The 22096-nt window shown below is 70.4% G+C and carries 19 protein-coding genes; 10 read left to right on the forward strand and 9 right to left on the reverse strand.

Annotated features, from left to right (window positions below; translation table 11 throughout):
• Positions 1-49 precede the first annotated feature (49 nt).
• Positions 50-1480 carry a rifampin monooxygenase gene (rox, locus tag ACWD3I_RS15620; RefSeq protein ID WP_365394439.1) on the reverse strand — a complete coding sequence of 477 codons (1431 nt, stop codon included), beginning with the start codon at positions 1478-1480 and terminating at the stop codon, positions 50-52.
• Positions 1481-1654: 174 nt separating this feature from the next.
• A complete protein-coding gene (gene mmuM / locus ACWD3I_RS15625) occupies positions 1655-2575 on the reverse strand; it encodes a homocysteine S-methyltransferase (protein WP_365394440.1) in 921 nt (306 codons plus the stop codon).
• 113 nt (positions 2576-2688) lie between these two features.
• Between mmuM and ACWD3I_RS15630 the strand changes: the two genes are divergently transcribed.
• Positions 2689-3627 (forward strand): aminoglycoside phosphotransferase family protein, encoded by a 939-nt coding sequence (locus ACWD3I_RS15630; RefSeq protein ID WP_365394441.1) that lies wholly within the window; start codon positions 2689-2691, stop codon positions 3625-3627.
• Positions 3624-3824 (forward strand): hypothetical protein, encoded by a 201-nt coding sequence (locus ACWD3I_RS15635; RefSeq protein WP_365394442.1) that lies wholly within the window; start codon positions 3624-3626, stop codon positions 3822-3824. The genes ACWD3I_RS15630 and ACWD3I_RS15635 overlap by 4 nt, the downstream gene beginning before the upstream one ends.
• Positions 3825-3851: 27 nt before the next feature.
• On the opposite strand, the gene ACWD3I_RS15640 is transcribed toward ACWD3I_RS15635, so the two are convergent.
• The gene (locus ACWD3I_RS15640) at positions 3852-5948 is read right to left on the reverse strand and encodes an autotransporter (protein WP_365394443.1); all 2097 of its coding nucleotides are present in this window, start codon (positions 5946-5948) and stop codon (positions 3852-3854) included.
• Between the two features lie 204 nt (positions 5949-6152).
• On the opposite strand from ACWD3I_RS15640, the gene ACWD3I_RS15645 reads away from it, so the two are divergent.
• Complete coding sequence (locus ACWD3I_RS15645) at positions 6153-7232, forward strand: glycoside hydrolase family 43 protein (protein WP_365394444.1); 1080 nt, start codon at positions 6153-6155, stop codon at positions 7230-7232.
• Between the two features lies 1 nt (position 7233).
• Complete coding sequence (locus ACWD3I_RS15650) at positions 7234-8643, forward strand: RICIN domain-containing protein (RefSeq protein WP_365394445.1); 1410 nt, start codon at positions 7234-7236, stop codon at positions 8641-8643.
• A 7-nt stretch (positions 8644-8650) separates the two neighbouring features.
• Here ACWD3I_RS15650 and ACWD3I_RS15655 read toward each other — a convergent pair whose 3' ends face one another.
• A complete protein-coding gene (locus ACWD3I_RS15655) occupies positions 8651-10330 on the reverse strand; it encodes a rhamnogalacturonan lyase B N-terminal domain-containing protein (RefSeq protein WP_365394446.1) in 1680 nt (559 codons plus the stop codon).
• Between the two features lie 194 nt (positions 10331-10524).
• On the opposite strand from ACWD3I_RS15655, the gene ACWD3I_RS15660 reads away from it, so the two are divergent.
• From ACWD3I_RS15660 to ACWD3I_RS15670, 3 genes are all read left to right on the forward strand, one after another.
• Positions 10525-11571, forward strand: a complete 1047-nt coding sequence (locus ACWD3I_RS15660; protein WP_365394447.1) for a rhamnogalacturonan acetylesterase — start codon at positions 10525-10527, stop codon at positions 11569-11571.
• A 177-nt stretch (positions 11572-11748) separates the two neighbouring features.
• Positions 11749-13440: a DUF2264 domain-containing protein gene (locus ACWD3I_RS15665; RefSeq protein ID WP_365394448.1), complete on the forward strand. Its 1692-nt coding sequence runs from the start codon at positions 11749-11751 to the stop codon at positions 13438-13440.
• 24 nt (positions 13441-13464) lie between these two features.
• Positions 13465-15456: a PE-PGRS family protein gene (locus tag ACWD3I_RS15670; protein WP_365394449.1), complete on the forward strand. Its 1992-nt coding sequence runs from the start codon at positions 13465-13467 to the stop codon at positions 15454-15456.
• Here ACWD3I_RS15670 and ACWD3I_RS15675 read toward each other — a convergent pair.
• Together ACWD3I_RS15675 and ACWD3I_RS15680 are read right to left on the reverse strand one after the other, a co-directional pair.
• Positions 15434-15829, reverse strand: a complete 396-nt coding sequence (locus ACWD3I_RS15675) for a hypothetical protein (protein WP_365394450.1) — start codon at positions 15827-15829, stop codon at positions 15434-15436. The genes ACWD3I_RS15670 and ACWD3I_RS15675 overlap by 23 nt on opposite strands.
• A 71-nt stretch (positions 15830-15900) precedes the next feature.
• Positions 15901-17283, reverse strand: coding sequence for a hypothetical protein (locus tag ACWD3I_RS15680; RefSeq protein WP_365394451.1), 1383 nt, complete (start codon positions 17281-17283; stop codon positions 15901-15903).
• 100 nt (positions 17284-17383) lie between these two features.
• Here ACWD3I_RS15680 and ACWD3I_RS15685 point away from each other — a divergent pair, with 100 nt between their 5' ends.
• Entirely contained in the window at positions 17384-17752 is a 369-nt protein-coding gene (locus tag ACWD3I_RS15685) for a VOC family protein (RefSeq protein WP_365394452.1), read from the forward strand.
• A 59-nt stretch (positions 17753-17811) separates the two neighbouring features.
• Positions 17812-18270 (forward strand): hypothetical protein, encoded by a 459-nt coding sequence (locus ACWD3I_RS15690; protein ID WP_365394453.1) that lies wholly within the window; start codon positions 17812-17814, stop codon positions 18268-18270.
• Here the strand turns inward: ACWD3I_RS15690 and ACWD3I_RS15695 are convergent.
• Positions 18240-19067 (reverse strand): alpha/beta fold hydrolase, encoded by an 828-nt coding sequence (locus tag ACWD3I_RS15695; protein ID WP_365394454.1) that lies wholly within the window; start codon positions 19065-19067, stop codon positions 18240-18242. The genes ACWD3I_RS15690 and ACWD3I_RS15695 overlap by 31 nt on opposite strands.
• Entirely contained in the window at positions 19064-19648 is a 585-nt protein-coding gene (locus tag ACWD3I_RS15700) for a TetR-like C-terminal domain-containing protein (RefSeq protein WP_365394455.1), read from the reverse strand. Before ACWD3I_RS15700 ends, ACWD3I_RS15695 begins: the two co-directional genes overlap by 4 nt.
• 193 nt (positions 19649-19841) lie before the next feature.
• Here ACWD3I_RS15700 and ACWD3I_RS15705 point away from each other — a divergent pair, with 193 nt between their 5' ends.
• On the forward strand, positions 19842-20564 hold the full coding sequence (locus ACWD3I_RS15705) for a VOC family protein (protein ID WP_365394456.1): 723 nt from the start codon (positions 19842-19844) through the stop codon (positions 20562-20564).
• A gap of 72 nt (positions 20565-20636) precedes the next feature.
• On the opposite strand, the gene ACWD3I_RS15710 is transcribed toward ACWD3I_RS15705, so the two are convergent.
• Positions 20637-21956: a jacalin-like lectin gene (locus ACWD3I_RS15710; protein WP_365394457.1), complete on the reverse strand. Its 1320-nt coding sequence runs from the start codon at positions 21954-21956 to the stop codon at positions 20637-20639.
• Positions 21957-22096 lie beyond the last annotated feature (140 nt).

The raw sequence follows: 22096 nt of genomic DNA on the forward strand, positions 1-22096 counted from the left end.
GGAGGGCCGGGACGAGGGGGATGCGGCAGGAACTGCGGCGGCCGCGCGCTCAGCCGGTGGCGGCGCCGAACCACCGGGGCAGCCGATCGAGCAGCTCCTCCTGGTCCTCGCCGACCCACGCCACATGGCCGTCCGGCCGCAACAGAACGGCGGGCACGTCCAGTTCCTCGCTGCCGTCGACGACGTGGTCGACCCGGTCCGCCCAGCCCCCGACCGAGAGCCGGCCGCCGGTCCGGTCGAGCAGCAGCCCGCGGCCGCCGTGCAGCAGCTCGTAGAGGCGCCCCTGCTTCAGCTTCACGTCACGCAGCCGCCGGCCGAGCAGCTCGTGGCCCTCGCCGAAGTCGTAGCGGATGTCGAGCGCGGTGACCTTCTCGATCAGGTGCCGGGTGACGCCCTCGAAGTCCATCAGCTCCGCCATCAGCCGCCGCACCGCCTGGGCGGTCGGGTCGGTGGAGATCAGCAGGCTCTGCACGCGGGTGTTGTCCAGTACGGCGGCGGCCACCGGGCGCCGTTCGCTCTCGTAACTGTCCAGCAGTCCCTCGGGAGCCCGGCCCGAGACCTCGGCGGCCAGCTTCCAGCCGAGGTTGAACGCGTCCTGGATACCGAGGTTGAGCCCCTGTCCGCCCAACGGCGGGTGGACGTGCGCCGCGTCGCCGGCCAGCAGCACGCGGCCGACCCGGTAGCGCTCGGCCAGCCGGGTGGCGTCGCCGAACCGGGAGAGCCAACGCGGCGAGTGCACCCCGAAGTCGGTGCCCGAATAGGCCCGCAACTGCTGCTTGAACTCCTCCAGGGTCGGCACGACCGAGCGGTCCTCGGCCACCCCCTCGGCGGGCACGACGACGCGGTACCGCCCCTCCCCGACGGGCCCGAGGCCGAACCGCTTCTCGGTCTGCCGGATCTCCGTCACGACGGCGGCGATCGTCTCCTGGGTCTCCGTCACCTCCATCTCGCCCAACAGCGTCTCGGCCTGGGCGGGTTGACCGGGGAAACCGATCCCGAGCAGTTTGCGCACCGTGCTGCGCCCGCCGTCGCAGCCGACGAGATAGCGCGAGCGCAGCCGTGTGCTGTCGGCGAGTTCGACGCTCACCCCGTCCTCGTCCTGGCTCACCCCCACCACCTCGCAGCCGCGCCGGATCTCGGCGCCGAGCTCGGTGGCGTGCTCGGCCAGCAGACGATCGGTGACGGGCTGCGGGATGCCGAGGATGTAGCCGTGCGCGGTGTCCAGCTCGGGCACCGGCTTGTCGATGGCGGCGAAGTAGCCACCGCCGACGGGGAATTGCCGGCCGTGGGCGAGGAACCGCTCCAGCAGACCGCGCTGGTCCATCACCTCGATACTGCGTACGTGGAGGCCGAGCGAGCGGACGTACGCGGCGGGCTCGGCGTCCTTCTCCAGCACGAGCACCCGCACGCCGTGCAGCCGCAGCTCGCCGGCCAGCATCGAGCCGGTCGGTCCGCCACCGGCGATGATCACGTCGATCATGAGACCCCCATAAGCGCATGCATTGCGCGAATCGCTGATTTCAGCAGCTTCTGGCTTCGACCGGAGATTCTGCGGCACGAGGGGGGTCTTGCCGCAAGGCCCATGGTGCGCTATAGGTTGAGAGTGGCGGGGAGCAGCTGGCTCCTTGCCTTTCCTTTTGCCGCCCGGCGCCGCCTACGCCTCCGCCAGCGTCCCCGCGATCGACGTGATCGCCTGCGGCCCCACCCGGCAGCACCCGCCGATCAGCCGGGCCCCGGACTCCCGCCAGGCGCGCACCTGGCCGGGGGCGAAGGAGGAGCGCCCGTTCCAGGCGCGGGCCTCGGCGTCCCAGGCCTCGCCGCTGTTGGGATAGACGACGACCGGCTTGCCGGTGACACGGGCGGCGATCTCGACGGCGGCGTCCACGTCCTCGGGCGCGCAGCAGTTCACGCCGACCGCGATCACCTCGTCCGCGTCGGCGGCCAGGGCGAAGGCCTCCTCCAGCGGCTGGCCGGCGCGGGTGTGCCGACCGTCGATCGAATACGAGAGCCAGGCGGGTGTATGCAGTCCACGCACCGCCCGCACCAACGCCTCCGCCTCGTCCGTGTCCGGCACCGTCTCCAGAGCCAGTACGTCGGGTCCGGCGGCGGCGAGCACCTCCAGACGGGGCCGGTGGAAACGCTCGAGCTCGTCGACGCTCAGGCCGTACCGTCCCCGGTACTCGGAGCCGTCCGCCAGCATCGCCCCGTACGGGCCGACCGACGCCGCCACCCACAGCGGCCGCGTGACGCCCTGCGCCTTGGCCTGCGAGGCCGCCTCGCGGGCCAACTCGACGCTCGTCGTGAGCAGTTCGGCCGCCCGCTCGTGCGAGATCCCGCGCTTGGCGAAGCCCTCGAAGGTGGCCTGGTAGCTGGAGGTGATCGCCACGTCCGCGCCCGCCTCGAAGTAGGCGAGGTGTGCCTCGGTGATGGCCTCGGGCCGCTCGGCGAGCAGCCGCGCCGACCACAGCTCGTCGCTGAGGTCGTGTCCGGCGGACTCGAGCTGGTTGGACATACCGCCGTCGAGCACGACGGTCCCGGCGGCGAGGGCCTCGGCGAGGGAGGAGTTGCTGGTCATGCCGTCGACGGTACTCCGGGGACGGGTCTTCGACCGCGCTTGTCCATCCCGCGAACAGGCCCGGTACGGCGGAACGTGATCGTGTGGCCCTCTGCCCCGCCTAGCCTTGGGGGATGTCCGCTGACACGGATGTCGTGCACGCCGAGGCCGGTGACGTCCTCGGCCCCTTCTCCGGCCCGGCCCTTCTGGAACCGCTCACCCACAACCCCAGGAACGGCGTCACCGGCGGCGTCTGGGCCGTCGACGCGGGCGACCGTTCCGCCGTGCTGAAGGTGCTGACCCGTACCAAGGGGGCCACGGGCCGCTGGGCCGCCTCCGACGATCCCCGGCACTGGAACTACTGGCGGCGCGAGGCCGACGTGTACGCGTCGGGACCGGCGCAGGTCTGGGCCCCGTACGGCATCCGCGCGCCCCGGCTGCTGGCCTGCGTGGAACGGGCCGACGGGGATGTGGCGCTGTGGCTGGAGCGGGTGCGGGGCGAGCCGGGCACCCGGAGGAGCGTGTCCCGGCATGTCGAGCACGCCCGTCGACTGGGTGCGGCGCAAGGAGGCCTGTATACCGCGCCAGGAAGACTGCATACGGTCGACGAGCCATGGCTCTCGCGTCGCTTTCTGCGGCAGTACGTCGGCAGCAACACTCTCGGCCAGGAGCTCCTCGACGACGACGAGGCCTGGCGCCGGCCCCTGGTCCGGGAGCATTTCCCGGCCGGCCTGCGCCAGGACATGGTCCGCCTCCACCACGACCGCGAGTGGTTCCTCCAGATCATGGAGTCCCTCCCACGCGTCCTCAGCCACCTCGACCGGTGGCCGGCCAACGTCCGCTCCGACGGCCCGGACAGCGTCCTGTACGACTGGGCGTTCACCGGCGACGGCGCCCTCGGCGAGGACCTGGGCAACTATCTGCCCGACTCCGTCTTCGACCTGTTCGTCCCGGCCGAGCGGCTGCCGGGGTACGCGGCCCAGGCGTACGAGGCGTATCTGCACGGGCTGCGGGGAGCGGATGGCAGGGCGACGAACGGCTCGTACGGCTCGGGGTGTGTGCGTCCGCGGTGAAGTACGACTGGCTCACCGCCCTGTCGCCGGCCCGCGCGGGCGAGGTGCAGCTGGACTACGGCGGTGGGAGCCTCGTGTCCGCCGAACTCCGCTACCGGGAACGGGGGTCGGCCCTCGCCTTCCTGGCGGGCTGGGCGGCGGAGGCGCGTGCGCTGGCGCCGGAGCTGGGGTTCGGGGAGGCGCCGAGCGGGCGTTGAGGGCCGCTCCAGGGGTGCTGAGAGACCTCATCCGTTCGCCGCGTGCCGTCCGCCCCGTCGTCGGTTCCCGCGCCGGTGCCTGGTCGCCGGAACCGCCAGCCCGCCCAGCAGCCCGAGCCCCAGCGCGTACGGCCACCAGCCGAGGCGGTCGTCCTCCGCGGCACCCACGGTGCGGGTCACCACGGTGGACGGCGACGAAGTCGTGGTCGGGGAAGGTGACTTGCCCGCGGTGGCGGCGGTGAGCACGACGTCGTTGCCGTCGCCGCCCCGGTAGCTGATCCGGTAGGTGGTGTCGGCGAGCCTGACCTTCGTCCCTTCCTTCAGCCCGGTGAATGTGCCGCCGGTCTTCGAGTCGCCCGTGTGGTTCAGCACGGTGATCTCGCGCGCGGGTTCGGTCCCGGCGGCCGCGAGGTCCAGGGCCCCGGCCAGGCGCACCGCACCGGTCACCTTCAACGGCTCGCCGCGCAGGACGAGTTCGCCCTTCGCGCTCTGCGTGTAGTTCCCGGAGACCGTGAGCCCGCCGGCGACGACGCCGTCGTTGGTCACCGAGCCCTTGACCGTGCCCTTGCCGCTGAGCGTGGTCGCCACCCGCAGCCCCGTCGTGCCCACGTCCAACCGGGAGCCCGCGGAGGTCAGCCGGATCGCTCTACTGCGCCGCAGCGTCGCCCCCTGCCGCAGCGCCAGCGTGCCCTTCTTCACCGTGGTCGTCCCCGTGTACGCCACCCCGCTCCCCGTCAGGGTCGTCTTCGCGGCACCCGTCTGGGTGACCGACCCACCGCCGGTGATCCGGGACAGGGTCAGGGCCTTGCCGGCGTTGTTCAGCACGAGCGAGCCGTTGTTCACGACCTTGTACAGACTGCCCGCGGTATACAGTCCACCGTCGCCACCCGACCGGCCGCTGCCCAGCCGCAGTACCGCACCCTTCTCGACGGTCGTCGAGCCGTCGTAGTACTGCACGGCCGCGAAGGTGACGTCGTTCCCGCGCGTCCCGGCGATGACGACGTCCCCGGCGCCGGGTGCGGCCAGGGTGTCGTGGAACTTGCCGCCGCCGATGGGGGCGCCCAGGGTCACCGGCCCGTTGTAGTCGAACGTGAGCAGCGAGCGGGAGCGGGCCGCCAGCAGGTTGATGTAGACCGTCTCGGCCGTCCCCGGCATGAAGATCCTGTGCGTCGTGCCGTCGCCCCACTGGACGTTCGCGCCCTTGATGTTGGTGCCGCGCTTGTTGACGTTCTTGCGTGCGGGCGTCCAGTTCAGGGACGGGTCGCTGAGCGAGGGATCGGTGTCGCCGCCCTGGTTCGACCAGCTGTACTGGCCCGTCAGGACGACCTTGCTGCCCGGCCGGGACTGGACGTTGATGTCGCTGCCGTACTCGCGCTGGTAGAAGTCCATGCCCTCGGTGACGGTCTGACCCAGCGGGGTGTCCACGGTCCAGGTGCCCTGGTTGAGGACCTTGCGGACGTTCGGCAGAGCGGTCGCGAACTCCGGTCGACCGGCGTTGACCTGCGTGCCGTTGTCGATCACCCCGGAGAAGGGGTGCGTGCCCGACAGGTCCCACGTGCCCCAGAGGAAGCGCGGCTGGGTGATCAGCCCGGAGCCGCTGATGGTGCCCAGGTTGTAGGCGGTGTCCTTCAGGGACAGCCGCAGGGTGCCGTCGACCCGGATGTTGTCCTGGTTGAGCGCGAACTGCGGGGTGCCGTAAGGGAAGTGGCCGATCAGTCCGGTCGAGCCGCCGTTGCCGTACTGAAGCGTCGCCCCGCGTGCGACCGTGATCGCCGGCGGGTCGGGGGCGGTCGTGGTGACGTAGGGATGGTTGCCGCCCTGGACCGACACCTTCTGCCGCTGCCGGGACTTCGGCAGCGTGAAGTCGCTGTTCCTGGTCAGGACCAGCGTTCCGCTGCCGCGCACGGTGAGTGTGCCCTCGCCGCGGAGGACGCCGTCGTACGTCGTCGTGCCGGAGGGGACGGTGACGACCGTGTCGCCGGCGAGCGTCAGGTTCCGGCCCGCGAGCACGTCGGCGGTGATGTCGCGGGTGCCGGCCGCCTGCGCCGGGGGAGCGGCGATCAGGAAGGCGACCGTCGCGAGGGCGCCGGCTGCGGCTGCTGTCTTGTGGGTATGGCTGCGCACGGTTACGGAGACGGGCCCGACCGGCCGTCGATAACAGAAATGTTCCCGCGATGAGCCGCCCAGTAGAAAGCGCCTTCTTTTGTCGCGTCCGACCCGTTGACCTCCTCGTTCCCCAGCCTTACCTTTCGGCTGTTCGCAATAACAACAGATGTTCTCAATATCGAACATCACTCTCAGGACACCCCCATCCGAGAGGCAGTCCGTATGAGCCGCACTCCCGACGCCCCCGACAGGCGACTGCTGCTGAAAGGTGCCCTGGCCGCGGGCGCCCTGGCCGTGACCCCCACCGCCGCCGCAGCCGCTCCGAGCCCGAAGAAGACGCCCCCGTTCGTGAACCCGCTCGTCCGCAACCGCGCCGACCCCCACATCCACCGTCACTCCGACGGCCACTACTACTTCACCGCCACCGCCCCCGAGTACGACCGGATCATCCTGCGCCGCTCCCGCACCCTGAACGGGCTGGCGACCGCGCCCGAGTCGGTCATCTGGACCAAGCACGCGACCGGTCCCATGGGCGCCCACATCTGGGCGCCGGAGATCCATCGCATCGGCGGCAAGTGGTACATCTACTTCGCCTCCGCGCCCGCCGAGAGCGTCTGGGACATCCGTATCTGGGTCCTGGAGAACGCCAACCCCAACCCGTTCAAGGGGACGTGGGTCGAGCGCGGCCAGCTGAAGACGGCCTGGGAGACCTTCTCCCTCGACGCCACCACCTTCACCCACCGCGGCAGCCGCTACCTCGCCTGGGCCCAGCACGAGCCCGACATGGGCAACAACACCGCGCTGTGGCTGTCGAAGATGGCGAACCCCTGGACCCTGACGGGCGCTCAAGTACGGCTGTCCACCCCCGAGTACGACTGGGAGTGCATCGGCTACAAGGTCAACGAGGGCCCTTCGGTCATCGCCCGCAACGGCCGTCTGTTCATGTCGTACTCGGCCAGCGCCACCGACTTCAACTACTGCATGGGCCTGCTGACCGTCGACGCGGACGCCGACCTCATGGACCCCGCCAACTGGTCCAAGTCGCCCACCCCGGTCTTCACCAGCAACGACACCACGAAGCAGTACGGCCCCGGCCACAACAGCTTCACGGTCGCCGAGGACGGCCGCAGCGACGTCCTCGTCTACCACGCCCGCCAGTACAAGGAGATCGTCGGCGACCCGCTGAACGATCCCAACCGGCACACCCGCGTCCAGAGGCTGGGCTGGAACACGGACGGCACCCCGAACTTCGGCATACCGGTGGCGGACACCGTCATCGACTCGGTGAAGGAGAGTGCGTGAGATGAGACGTGCCTACGCGGTACTGCTCGCCCTCTGTCTGGCGCTGGCAGGCGCCCTGGTCACCGCGGGGCCTGCCCAGGCCGCCGCCCTGACGATCCCCAACGGCGTCCAGTTCACGGACAGTTCGGGAGGCGCCCTGCACGCCCACGGCGGCGGGGTCATCAAGGTCGGGTCGTACTACTACTGGTTCGGAGAGAACCGCAACTCCGACAACACCTTCCGGTACGTGTCCGCCTACCGCTCCACCGACCTGAAGAACTGGGAGTTCAGGAACAACGTCCTGACCCAGTCCAGCGCCTCGGAGCTGGGCACGGCCTACATCGAGCGGCCCAAGGTCATGTACAACGCGTCCACCGGCAAGTTCGTGATGTGGATGCACAAGGAGAACGGCACCGACTACAGCGAGGCCCGCGCCGCCGTCGCCGTCTCCGACACCGTCGACGGGAACTACACCTATCAGGGCAGCTTCCGTCCGCTGGGCACCCACATGTCCCGTGACATCACGACGTTCGTCGACACGGACGGCACGGGCTACATGGTGTCCGCCGCCAACGAGAACTACGACCTGCACATCTACAAGCTCAACTCCGCCTACACCGGCATCGACAGCCTGGTCGCCAACCCGTGGGCGGGCGGCCACCGCGAGGCCCCGGCCCTCTTCAAGCGGGGCGGCGTCTACTTCATGCTGACCTCGGGCGCGACCGGCTGGAGCGCCAACCAGCAGCAGTACGCCACCGCGACCTCGCTCACCGGACCGTGGACGTCGATGGCCAACGTCGGCGACTCCACGACCTACAACTCGCAGACCGCCTACGTCCTGCCCGTGCAGGGCACTTCGGGCACCTCGTACCTCTACATGGGCGACCGCTGGGGCAACTCCTTCGGCGGCACCGTCAACGACTCCCGTTATGTGTGGCTGCCGTTGACCTTCCCGAGCTCCACCACGATGTCGATGTCCTGGTACCCCGAGGTCACCGTCGACGCGGCCGCCGGGACGATCTCCGGGACGAGCGCGACGTACAACACCCTGATCGCCCGCAACAGTTCCAAGTGCGTCGACGTGCCGAACCAGTCCCTGTGGCAGGGCATCGCCCTCGCCCAGTACACCTGCAACGGCGGCAACAACCAGAAGTTCTGGTTCAAGGACCTCGGCACCGGCTACTACCAGCTCGTCGGCCGCGGCAGCTCCCTGTGCCTCCAGGAGAACTCCACCAACGTCACCCAGGAGAACTGCGGCAGCGCGACCACCCAGCAGTGGAGCGTCACCGCCTCCGGCAGCTACTGGCTGGTCAAGGCCCGCGCCACCGGAGAGTGTCTGGACGTGAACGGCGCGTCCACCGCCAACTCCGCCGCGATCATCACGTACACGTGCAACGGAGCGACCAACCAGCAGTGGACGCGCGGGACCTGACGTCAGGTCAGGCCAGCAGGTCGATCGCGTCGATCGACGTACCGGCGCTGAGGAAGGACGTCGCCCCCGAACCGCTCGCCACGTAGATCTTCAGCGTGTTGTAGGCGCTGGTGTCCGTCAGCCAGGCGGACGCCGGCACGCTGTAGGTGAACGTGTTGTTGTTGCCCCGGTACGAGCCCACGGTCAGCGACCGGGTGCTCGGCTGGGTGGGCGGCGAGGGGACGGCGGACGTCCAGGTGTCGTTGATGACGACCTGTGGACGGCCGTTGGCGTAGGCCGTCGTCACGCCGATGCGCAGGGTGTGCGCGGCGGCGGCCTGGGCGGCCGTCAGCTTGAAGTAGACGATGATCCCGCTGTTGACGTCCTTCCACAGATAGCAGGGGAACGCCGAGGTCTCGGTGCCGCTGCCGATGACGACGTTCCCGGTCCAGGAGGCGGCGCGGACGTCGGACGGATGGGCGTACGTCATCAGGTCGGCGTTCTTGAAACCGCCGGGCGTGCCGTTCCAGTCGTTGATGCGCCAGATCGCGCCCGCGTTGCTCGGGTCGTTCGAGGACGGGATCGCGAGGGAGTTGAGGGTGGTCGTCCCGCCCGCGCTGACGCTCACCGAGCTGGTGTGGACGGCGAGTTCGCCCTTGAAGACGGTCAGCGTGTACGTTCCCGGAAGGACGCCCCCGATGGAGAAGTAGCCGTCCGACGACCGTGCCGAACCCCAGTACTGGGCGGCGGAGTTGGCGAGCCCGACCGTGTAGGCGTACGCCGTGTTCCGTCCGGTGATGCCGACGCCCGCGACCTTGCCCCGGCCGCTCGCGGGGACGTAGCCGGAGATGCCGAGCGAGTCGGCCCACGAAGTGGTGAGGGTCCCCGGGTACAGCGCGGAGGAGGGGGCGCCGCCGTCGGTGAAGGCGATGACGTAAGGGCCCTGGAGGCCGAAGCGCTGGGCCTCCGTCTGGTTCTCGCCGTAGTACAGGATCTCGTACAGGCCGCCGCCGTCCGCGCTCTGGTGGCGCAGGAGGGAGCGGTAGAACGGGCCGCCGGAGGCCTTCTCGTGGTTGGAGCGGACGATGTACAGGCCGACGCTGCCGGTGGTCCAGCCGACGTAGTTGTAGTCGATGACCCGGGACTTCGTGTAGTGCTTCGAGCGGGTCTGGCCGTCGGACTTCGCGAAGACGTCCTGGGCCTCGATGGTGGTGGGCGCGTAGGTGTAGGAGTCGGACTCGTCGTTGAGGAACTTGCCCGCGTTCACGCGCAGGATGTAACGGGTCGCGCTGACCGAGGCGTCGGCCTTGTTGGTCCACAGGTAGACGTTGTTCTCGCCACTGCGGGCCGCGTAGTAGTGCTTCAGCGTGCCGTACGCGACCGAGATCAGGATCGTCGTACCGGACTGCTTGATGCTCACGGTGGAGGTGCCGAGACCGGACTCGATGTGCGAGTTCTTGCCGCCGTAGCCCTGGTACTGGGTGCCCTTGTAGACCAGCGAGGTCAGGTCGCCGTTGGTCTTGCTGACCTTGAAGACCAGGTTCGCGCCGGTGTCGACGACGTAGTTGGAGCCGTCGTCGCTCCAGCCGAAGGTCGCGGCGGAGGCGGACTGGGCGAGCGGACCGGCCAGGGCGGCCGTGCCTGCGGTGGCAGTGCCGAGGACGAAGGTACGGCGTCGGACCGGTCTGTTCGCAGCGGATCCGGACATGGGGGTGCCTCCTTCGAGGACATGTGGGGGTGGTGCGGGTGAGAGCGAGGGTGACAGTTGAATCGATTTCGCGAAAGGGCTTTCGCTTGCTGGAGGTTGGCAATCTTGTGAAATCGCCCCGAGGTCTAGAAAGCGCTTGCCGATAGGGGTACGGTCCAGCCGCCAGGCCTTGTCGTGTGTCGTAGGAGCCTCGAATGAGACGTTTCAACCTCGCCCTGCTGGCGACGGTCGCACTGAGCACCGCACTGACCGCCGTCCCGGCCCACGCCGCAGCCGAGCGGCACCGCCCCCTGGGCCTCGAGAACTGCACCGCCACCGCATGTCACTTCGACGTCCCCGCGGGCACGTACGACGTGAAGGTCCTCCTCGGCGGCGACGCCGGATCGAGCACGAGCGTCAGCGGTGAGACCCGGCGCTCCCTGCTCCCCGAGACCGCCGTCGCGGCCGGCGAGCGGACCGCCCGCAGCTTCACCGTGAACGTCCGCACCCCCGAGGGCGAACCCACCGGCGCGGAGGGCACCCCCGGCCTGGACCTCGTGCTCGGCGGCTCGGCCCCCGCGCTCGCCGACATCAAGGTCACCCCCGCCCGGCACGCCCGCCAGATCTTCCTCGTCGGCGACTCCACGGTCTGCGACCAGCCCGGCGACCCGTACTCGGGATGGGGCCAGCAGTTGCCCCAGTACCTCCGCAAGGGCGTCTCCGTCGCCAACTACTCCGACTCCGGCGAGAGCACGGTGACCTATCTGTCCAATCCTCAGCTGTTCGCCACCGTGCAGCCGTTGATCCGCCGCGGCGACCTCGTCCTGGTCCAGCTCGCGCACAACGACAAGACCACCGACGAGGTGACCTACCGGACGAACCTGGAGACACTGGTCGCCGGTATCCGGGAAAAGGGCGGTGAGCCTGTCCTCGTGACGCCGATCGTGCGACGCTGGTTCAACTCCGACGGCACCCTGAACAACAACACCGCACTCCTGGTCAACGGCCTCGGCGTCGACCACCCCGCAGTCATCCGCTCGGTCGCCGCCGCGCAGGACGTCCCGCTGATCGACTTGACGGCGAGGACGAAGTCGCTCGTGGAGTCCTTGGGAGTCGAGGGTTCCAAGGCGATTTACCTCTACAACGAGAAGCGGGACAACACGCACACCTCCGTGCACGGGGCCACGGTGTACGCCGGCCTCGTCCGCGACGAACTCCTCGCCCAGCACCTGGTGCCGAAAGGCCTGGTGCGGGTGGGATGAGCCCCTGGGGCGCCTCGACCGGAACCGAGGCGCCCCAGGCCTGTACGTTCCACCGGGCGCTCCGCCGGAATGGCGGTGTCTTGTCTGCGGGCCGGTGGGGGCCGGTCGCGCAGTTCCCCGCGCCCCTTGAGGGGCGCGGTGCGCACCGGACGTTTCCAGAGAACCGAAAGAGAGACCATGCACCTCCCTCCCGACGACCGCATCCGTAGCCCGTACACCGGATACACCCGCGCCCACTGGGAGGCCGCGGCCGACGGCTTGCTCGCCGCTACGGAGCCGTACGCCGCCGAGGGGGGCGCCCTCTACTACTTCCCGGGCGACCGCACGAGCTGGTCCGGTCGGCTCTCCGACGGTCTGGAGGGATACGCCCGTACGATCCTGCTGGCCGCCTTCCGGCAGGACGAGACCGCCCTCCAGCGTTATGCCGAGGGCCTCGCGGCCGGTGTGTCCGGCGTCTGGCCGCGTATCGAGGACCGCAGTCAGCCGCTGGTGGAGGCGGCGTCGATCGCCGTGGCGCTGCGGCTGACGCGCCCGCTGCTGTGGGACCGGCTGGACGAGGGGGTGCGCCAGCGGGCCGCCGCCTGGCTCGGCGACGCGCTGACCGCCGAGGCCTGGCCCTGCAACTGGGAGCTGTTCCCCGTCACCGTCGGCGGCTTCCTCCAGGAGATCGGCCACGAGCCCGAGGCCTCGCGCAAGGCGATCGACCGCGGCCTCGAGCGGATCGAGGAGTGGTACGTCGGCGGCGGTTGGTACACCGACGGCGAGGGTCGCAAATTCGACTACTACAACGGCTGGGCGATGCACCTGTATCCGGTGTTGCATGCCTGGTTCGCCGACGACAGTCGGCTGTCGACTGTATACGGTGAACGGCTGGAAGCCCACCTTGCCGACTACGCCCGCCTTTTCGGCGGCGACGGCGCCCCCATGCACCAGGGCCGCTCGCTGACTTATCGTTTCGCCACGACGGCCCCCCTGTGGCTGGGCGCCCTGACCGGCCGTACCCCGCTCACGCCGGGGCAGACGCGGCGGCTGGCGTCCGGGGCGCTGAAGTACTTCCTCGACCGGGGCGCGGTGAGCTCCGACGGTCTGCTGACCCTCGGCTGGCACGGCCCCGACTCCGCCGTCCTCCAGGGCTATTCGGGCCCCGCCTCCCCGTACTGGGCGAGCAAGGCCTTCCTCGGTCTGCTGCTCCCGCCGGACCACGAGGTGTGGACGGCCGAGGAGGAGCCGCCCCCGGTCGAGCGCGCGGACGAGATCCGACCGATCGCCGCCCCGAACTGGCTCATCCAGTCGACCAGTTCGGACGGTCTGGTCCGCCTCCACAACCACGGCAGCGAGGACGTCCGCTACGACCCGTACTACACGCGCCTCGCGTACTCCACGGTGACGGCGCCCGCACCGTCGTACGACAACAGTGTGATCGTCGGCGACGATCCGAGCCGTACCGACATCGAGCCGCTCGGGGTGGGGGACGGGTGGGTGGCCTCGCGGCATGCGGCCGGTGGGGGAGCGCGGGTGACCAGCGTGGTGCTGGCGCGTGGGGCCGTGGAGGTGCGGGCCCATCTGGTGTCCGGAGCCGAGCCCGGGACGCCGGTGCGGGTCACCGGGTGGGCGGCGCGGGACGGTGTACTGGCCGAGTTGTTGCCCGCTGTCGGTCTCGACGGGGCGCTGACCGGTGTCACCGGCGAGGGCGGGACGCTCTTCGTCGCGCTCGTCCGGCTCACCGGCGAGGCGGATCCCGTGCCGCTGGACGAGGCCGTGACCGTACGGGCCGATGGGGCGGGCGAGTTGACGGTCCGCTGGCGTGCGGGAGCCGAGGTGCGGGTCCGGCTGGACGACTCCGAGGTGTCGGTCGGGGCCGGGGACTGAGCTGCCTCGGGCAGTATGAGGATCATGGGTGGGACGGATGAACTCGTAGAACTGCTGGGGCGGGCCGGGCTGGAGGTCGTGGGGGAGCGGCGGGTCGAGGAGGTGTTGCCGCCTCCGTTCGCGTGGCGTCATGTCGCCAAGTGGGAGGCGGAGCCGACCGTGGCGGTGGCCTCCGACCGGGCCGACCTGGTCGCAGAGATCAATGCCCAGTGGTTCCGGCTGGCGTCCGAGGCGGGGATTTTCGGTGGGGACGGGGTGTTCCTCGTCGACGCCGGGTGCTCGGCCCGGGGGTGGGCACGGGTCCGGCTCGCCGCCGACTGGGATCTGGCCGGGGTGCTCGGTGAGCGGCCCGGGCAGCCGGAGTTCCTCACCCTGTCGACGGACGGGGACACCCTGCTGGGTGTCACGACCGAGGAGTACGCCGTCTGGCTCGTCGCCGTGGACCGGATCAGGGAGCGGCAGGAGGAGGCCGCGCGGCTCGCGGGCCGGGAGACGGCGGAGGACCGGGCGGCCGCCTGGGAGTCGCTGTTCCAGGGTCCGAGGCCCCCGGAGAAAGTGATCGACGCCTGGGCGAGCGGGCTCTCGCTCAACGCGGCCACCCCGCAGGAGCTGCGGGCCGAGCTGGTGGACAGGTCGTCGTATGCGATGTACAGCGCATTGTCGACAGAAGCCCTGGACGCCGCCCTGGCCCATCCGGACTGGGATCGGCGGATGCGGGCGGCTGAGCACCAGAACATCACTCCCGAGCAGTGGAACCGGGTGATTCTCGCCGAGCAGGACGAGCGCCAGCGGTGGTTGCTCACCTTGATCGCTGCCGAGCGCTGGGCCGAACTCGACGAAGGCACCTGCCGCAGACTCGCCACCGACCCGTCCCCGCGCGTGCGCTCCGAGACGGCCCGCCTCAAGACCTTGCCGCCCGATGTGTCGGTCGCGCTGGCCGCCGATCCCGACGGCGGCGTGCGGGCCGTGGCATGCCTGACGGCCTGGCCCCATCTCGACGCCGCCGCACAGGAAGCGCTCCTGGTCGATCCGCACGACGTCGTGCGCGTCCGCGTCCGGCTGCTGCACCACCGGCAACACCCCATGCCCCGTGCGGTGTTCGAGGCCCAGGAGATCCAGGAGGTCCAGGACAACCGGCGCCAGGCACTGGAGACCTGCCGCCTGGAACGGGGCCTGGCCGAACACCTGGCACGGCACGGCGAGTCGGACGAGCGCCGCTCACTGGCACTCAACCCGAGTCTGGACCCGGACCTCGTCGCCCTTCTCGCCGAGGACCCCGACGCCGACGTGCGCTACGTCGTGGCGAAGCGGGCCGACCTCACCGAGGAGCAACGCGCGCGTATCGACTTCGAGTTCGACCCGAACCTGCACTCCTGGTCCCTCGACTGGGTCGTCGCCCTGCACGAGGACGAGGACGCCATGCGTCGCCTGGCCGCCTCCTGCCACCCGCTCATCCGCAGAAGTGTCGCCCGCGCCCGCCGTCTGCCGCCGGACGTCGTCGCACGCCTGGCCCAGGACGAGGACCGCGTCGTCCAGCTCTTTCTGGCCGAGTCCTGCGACGACGCGCCCGCCGACATGCTCCTAAGGGTGTGGCAGTGGTGGACCGGCAGCCTCAGCTCCCCCGACCGGCCGCGCGGCCACCCCAACTTCCCCCGCCACGGCCTCCTGCGGTACGCCGACGATCCCAGCCCCCGCATGCGCCAACTGGCCCTGGACGACCCGCGGTCCACGCCCGAGCTGGTGGAACGGCTCAGCAGGGACCCCGACGAGGAGGTGCGCTACCGCGCCGCCACCGACCCCCGGCTCTCGGCGGCGGGCGCCGCGCGGCTGCTGGAGGATCCCCACGAGCACATCCGGCATGCCGCCGCGCTCCACCCCCGCTTGCCGGTCCGGCTCCTGGTCATGCTGCTGCGGACGGGCACCGGCAACGCGGAGACAGCGGCCCGGAATCCGGCGCTGCCCGCCGAGGTCGTACGCCGGATGGTCGGCGTACTCACCGCCGGGGCAGCCGACTGACCGCGACGAACGTCGCCATGGCCACCAGCGTCCACAGGGCGTAGATGCCGTACTCGCCCCACAGCGAGTCGGAGGCAGGTACCGAGGCGTGGGCGAGCCGGTTCACGCCCCAGCCGGACGCCAGGGCGGCCACGAAGGCGGGCCAGCGGTGGCGTACCCCCTCGGACACGTCGTCCACCAGGTTCAGCAGCACCAACATCATCATCGCGAAGAGACCCTGCTCCTCCCAGCCGACAGCCGTACCCAGTGCCCCGGCGGCCAGGCAGAGCAGCCAGATCCGCAGGTTGGCCCACACCAGGGCGGGCGGGCGCGGCGCATCCGGCGGAAGCCAGAAGAAACGCTGTACATCCCGCTTGAACTGTTTGTCGGACATCGCACCGACCTCCCCCGTCCGCGTGCATCGCACCTGGGAGACACGCCGGACGGGGAGGTGGTTGTACGCGGTCAGGGAGTCAGGCGGCTGATCTTCAGCGTCTTGGTCGTCGGGGACGCCCCGGTGAGGGCGGACGCGTACGACGGGGTGACGGGTACGGACGCCCAGGTCAGCGTGCCGTCCTTCTGGACCGCGATGTCACCGGTGATCCTGGTGTTCACGATCTTGTCGGCGCCCTGGAACTTGCCGTTCCAGTCGATGAGCCGCAGATGGGTGCCCGCGAAGGTGCCGGTGCAGGTGCCGGCCTTGCACTTGGCGTTCTTGACGGACTCCCAGGAGAGCAGGAGCCGGTCCTTGCCGTACGGGGCGAGGCGGACGTTGACGTGGTCCGTGCCCTTGGTGGTGGAGAGGTGGACCGCCTTGCCGGGACCGGAGTTGCGGTTCTTCATGAACGCGACGGCGACCTGGTGGGTGCTGGTCTTCGGCGTGACGCTCCAGCCTCGCCCGCTGGAGTCGTCGGGGTTCTTCTTGGCGGACGCGGCACCGCGGGAGGCGAACGCGGTGGCGTAGCGGCCGGTGGCGGACTTCACCAGGTCGCCCGTGCGGCCCGCGAACGTACCGCCGCAGTAACCCGCCCAGCACTGCTCGCGCTGCACGACCGGCGCGACATCGGGAGCGCCGATACCGGTGGACACGAACAGGCCCGAGCGCCAGTCGTCGAAGCAGAGGGAGGTGAAGGCGCCGGACGTCTCGGCGTGCAGGGCGATGCCCTCGTTGTGGCTGCACCCCCAACTCCAGCCGCCGCTCAGCTTCTTGCCCTTGCTGCTGAGGTACGACAGCTTGTCGCCGAAGTGCCCGTCGGCGAAGCCGCCCGCGCCGTGGACCACGAAGTAGGCGCCGTACTTGGTGCCGTTCCAGGTGAGCTGTCCGTCGAGCGTGGGGGACGTGTCGTGGGTGGCGGTGCCGGTGAGCTTGGTCTGGAAGGTCTTCTTGCCGTTCGTGTAGCGGACGACGGCGGCCGCCGTCTCCTTCCACTTGTTGGTGTCGGAGACCCGGGTGAGCAGTGCGAACCCGTTGTTGTGCGCGACCAGCCCGCCGACCTCCTTGGCGCCCTTGACGATGGTGTCCGAGCCCGAACGCTTGCCGGCCGCCGTCAGCGGTGTGACGTGGATGCCGTCGGAGGCGGGCCAGGCCACCCGCAGGGTGCCGTCGGGGGCGGCCGCCGTCGCCGTGCGCGTCCACTCGCGGCTGTTGTTGTAACCCGCCGACAGATAGGGGAACTTGGCGGACAGGGACACCGTGGTCGTGGACACGGTGAGCCCGGTGGCCGTGCTCGCCCCGGCGGTCGCGTACCAGGCGCCGACGAGCGCGGCCGTGGCGGCGAGCCCCGCGATCAGTGGCTTGCGGGCGCCCCGGATGCGGCGGTGGCGCGTGGTGCGTGGTGCAGAAGTCATGTTCTGAAGTGGCCGCGGGCGAGGGAATGGTTGCCGCGCGCGTCGATCTCTTCGAAAAGCGCATTGATCTCTGCGAAGGCGCTGCACAAGAATCCGCCGTATGACTTCCGCCATCCGTCATACGACGATCGACTGCGCCGACGCCTACGCCCTCGGCGGCTTCTGGTCCCAGGTCCTCGGCCTGCCGCTGCACGAGGACGACCACCCCGGCGACGAGGAGGCGCTGATCGAGGCCGCGGGTCTGCTCTTCGTCACCGTTCCCGAGCCCAAGACGGCCAAGAACCGGATCCACTTCGACATCCAGCCGCAGGACCGCACCCGTGACGAGGAGGTCGAGCGGCTGCTCGGCCTGGGCGCCAAGCTCTTCGACGACCGGCGCAAGCCGGACGGTACGGGATGGGCGGTGCTGGCCGATCCGGAGGGCAACGAGTTCTGTGTGGAGCGCAGCGCGGGGGAGCGCGGCGCGTAGCGGGCCCTTCGGGGGACACTTCGGCGGGCACCGAACCGACACCCTTCCAGCGTGCCGGTGTGACCGAGAACCCGCAGGAAACCCCCGCCCGGGCCGTCACCGGGACGGTCGACCACGTCCTCGCCCTGGCCGCGACCTGGACCACCTGGGACGGCGAGCCGTACGAGGTCGACGACCGTGTCTGCACGCCGCACAAGGCGATCCGCCGGGTCGCCGACCACCTCGTCGACCATCTCGCGGAACTGGAGGCCCGGCTGGCGGGCGTGGACCCCCGGCCGGACCACCGGCACGCCTCGGCGATCACCACCGAGGCGGACCCGGCCCCCTTCACCCGGGAGGACCTGGACGAGGCCCGCAGCCGCCTCGACCGACTGGCCGAGATCTGGTCCGCCCGCCTCGACGCGCTCACCGAGGGCGAACTCGACGACTTCCCCGGCGAGGGCTGGAGTTTCCGTGAACTCGCCCTCCACCTCAAGGGATCGACGTACTACGCGGACGCGGTGGGCGACCTCTCGTGACCCCGTTCGCCGAACCCCACCGCGCCGACGAGGCGTTCGGCGAAGGCGTCGGGGTGCTGGGCGGCGCCGAGGTGTCCGCCGGGGAACTCGGCGAAGGCGGCGCCGGTCCGCCGGGCGACGAACTCCGCGGTGCGGTACAGGAGATGGCCGCGCGAGTCGGTGCCGGCGGCGAGGGTGAGGGGTGCGGAGCCGAGGGAGGTGAGATCGGGGTCGTAGGAGGTGAAGGGGAGGAGGACGTGCGCGAGGGAGAGCGCCATGGGGTTGCCCAACTCCTCTTCACGGGTGAGGGGTTGACCCGTCAGGGGTGCCGCCGGGGCCGGGACCGGCTGGTCGGTGAGCCCGGCGGTCATCCGCGCGGCGGCGGGTCGCAGCCCGGCCGTGCGGTAGGTGTCGACCACCTCCCGGAACATGGCCCGCTGCCGGTGCCCGTCCGGGAGTACGCCCACGCACGGAGGCTCGTGCGCGACGACGTGCCGCAACCGCTCCGGGTGCCGGGCGAGCAGGTCGAGGGCGACGATGGCGCCGGCGCTGGTGCCGACGGCGTACGCGGTGTCGCCGTCGGCGAGGACGTCGTCGAGCACCCGCCGGGCGCTGTCGCTCCAGTCCTCGACGCGCTGGTCGTCGACGGGTGAGCCGAGCCGGCCGTGGGCCAGGCCGAGGGGGTCGAGGACGACGACGGTGAACCGGTCGGCGAGTGCCTCGGTCAGCGGACCGAGCCCCATGGGATGGCCCGCCCCGCCGGGGAGGATCAGCAGCACGGGTCCGCTGCCACGGACGTCGTAGTAGAGGTCGGTCACTCTTCTTCGCTCTCCTCGCGGGGCCAGTTCTGCAGCAGGACGTGCAGGGCGTCGACGGCGCGTTTCCAGGACTTCTGTACGTCACGGGGGGCGCCGAAGCCGCCGCTCGCCTCCAGCGCGCAGTAGCCGTGGAAGGTGCTGCGCAGCAGGCGTACGGCGTCGGTGAGGTCGGGTTCCTCGAGGCCGTAGGCGCGGAGCATGCCGTAGGTGATCTCGGTGGTGCGGCGGAGGCCGGGGGAGTCGGCGACGAGGGCCTGGTCGATACGGATCTGGGTGGCGGCGTACCGCCCGGGGCGCTCCAGCGCGTACTCCCGGTAGGCCCCGGCGAACGCGGCCAGCGCGTCCTTCCCGGCCCGCCCCGCCACGGCGACGGCGATCCGGTCGATCATCTCGCCCCCGGCGAGCAGCGCGACACGGGTCCGCAGCTCCTGAAGATTCCTGACGTGCGAGTACAGGCTCGCGTCCTTCACCCCGAAGTGCCGCGCCAGCGCGGACAGGGTGACGCTGTCGAACCCGACCTCGTCGGCGAGGTCGGCGGCGGCCGCGGTGAGGCGGTCGGGGGTGATTCCTGCGCGGGCCATGGGGCTCCGGGGTGCCGAAGGGAAACCTGGGATGTCCAGAAACCTAGGATACCTAGGTCGGATGCTAGTGCATGAAGGTCCGTCGAATATTGGGCTGCGCGTGACGTCGGCTCGCCCCTAGGCTTCCGCCCCGGGGGCCGACGAGGCGTCCTGCCGGCAGTGGTCGGGCAGTGGATCGGGGATGTGCGGGGCTATGACTTGTCAACTGTTCGCGATGTGTTTCGACGCGAGTGAGCCACAGCGTCTCGCGGGATTCTGGTCCGGGGTCCTGGGGCGGGAGTCGATCGACGATCCGCACGACGGAGTCGCGCTGCTGCCCGCCGATGAGCACGGGTTCCGGCTCCGCTTCCTTCCGGCCCAGGAGAAGAAGGTCGGCCAGAACCGGATGCACTTCGACCTGACGAGTGCCGTCCCGGAACAGCAGCAGGAGACGGTGGACCGGGCGCTGCGACTCGGCGCGCGGCACATCGATGTGGGCCAACTCCCGGAGGAGGGGCACGTGGTGCTCGCCGACCCTGACGGCAACGAGTTCTGCGTGATCCCGGCGGGCAACAACTTCCTCGCCGACACCGGGTTCATCGGAGCGCTGGCCTGCGACGGTTCGCAGGCCGTCGGGTACTTCTGGAGCGAGGCGCTGGGCTGGCCCCTGGTCTGGGACCAGGACGAGGAGACCGCGATCCAGTCCCCGCACGGCGGTACGAAGATCACCTGGGGCGGCCCGCCGGTCGAGCCGAAGACGGGCCGGAACCGCCAGCACTTCGACCTCGCACCACCTGTCGGCGGTGACCAGCGGGCGGAGGTCGAGCGTCTCCTCGCCCTCGGGGCCGAGCTCGCCGACGGCGACCCGGGCGGCACCGGCCGGGTCGCGATGATCGACCCCGACGGCAACGAGTTCTGTGTGCTGACGCCCCGGTAGTACGGCCGTCGCCGGTTCGCCCGGTCGGCGTGGATCTTCGACGACCGGGCGAACTCTGCGGAACGGCCGCGCCTAGCTGATCGGTGCGTACAGCACGCCCAGCTTGTCGATCTCGACGCCCGACCGGCCGGTGAACCCGACGATCTGCCAGCCGGAGGGTGCCGTGAAGGTCTTCGTGTCGGACGTCGCCGTACCCGAGGACAGGGTGCGGCCCTTGTCGGTCGTGAAGGCGGCCGAGAAGATCCTGGTACGGCCGTCCTTCTGACCCTGTGTCAGCTTCACGGACCTGAGGTGTTCGCCGGACGCCAGGGTCAGCGACGACGCGGTGCCGCCCGTGCCGCCGTGGCTCAGCGTCGTACCGCCGTCGTGGGTCAGGGACACCGCGTCGAGGCGGGAGCCGCCGCGGAGGGTCAGCGTGCGGGGGGACACCGTGGCGGGCAGGTTGTCGGCGTCGTTGTACGCCGTGCCGTGCGGGCCGCCGAGGAAGTCGCTCGCCCGCAGCGAGGAGTTGAGCGTGTACGAGAAGTCGACCGTGTGCGGGAAGTGGTCGGAGAGGTTGGCGCCCGCCGGGTCGAGGAACGAGGCCCACTCGTTGTTGTAGCGGGTGGCGTTGAGGGACAGCAGGTCACTGCCGCGGTAGAGGACCTTGTCCACCACCTCGCAGCCGTTCGGCGGTGCCGTCGTGGGGCAGAGCAGCGCGTCCGCGCCCTGGGTGGGGCGGATGCCGCCCTTCGCCAGCTGCACCCACGCGTCCGTGAGGCCGTTCGTGTCGGCGAGGGTGCGGATGTTGTCGCCGCTGCGGGTGTAGCGCGTGTTGGTGTCGCCCATGACGATCACCGCGTTGCCCGAGGAGTTCGCCTGGATGAAGGTCGACAGCTGCGTGATGTTGGCGCGCCGGGCGGCGAGCGCGTCGTCGGTGTCGTCCGCGTTGGTGTGGACGTTGTAGAGGTCGACGAAGACACCCTCGGCGAGCCGGACCCGGGCGAGCGAGAAGCCCTTCGGTGTCAGGCAGTTGGTGCCGGTGCAGTTGCTCCACTTCACCCGCTCGAAGTCCTCGAAGGCGTGGTCCGAGAGGGTGTTGAGACCGTCACCGAAGGGCACACCGCCGCTGGTCGCGGTGCGGTACGGGTGGTTGTCGCCCGCGTACAGGGCCGCGTGGTAGTTGAAGTCCTCCTGGACGTTGACGATGTCGTACGCCCCCAACCGCGGGGAGATCAGCGGGGTGTTGGTCTCCGGGTTGCCGGAGCTCAGGCCCTCCGGGAGACCGGCGACGTTGTACGTCAGCACGTTGAACGAGCCGCTGGTCGCGGCGGCCGCGGGCGTGGCACCGGTGCCCGCGAGGCCGGTGACGGCCAGCGCGGCGGCCGCGAGGGTGCCGAGGAGTCTTCTCATGGGGGGCTCCGGTCGGAAGGTGGGGCAGAAGGTGAACGGTGCTCAGGTTCGACGGCAACCAGTGTGGCGGGCAAGGCCAGTTGGGGAAACAGTGAGAGTCATGAGAGTTGACTCTCATACTTTGTGAGAGGACACTCTCA

It is taken from the genome of Streptomyces sp. NPDC002817, from assembly GCF_053592055.1.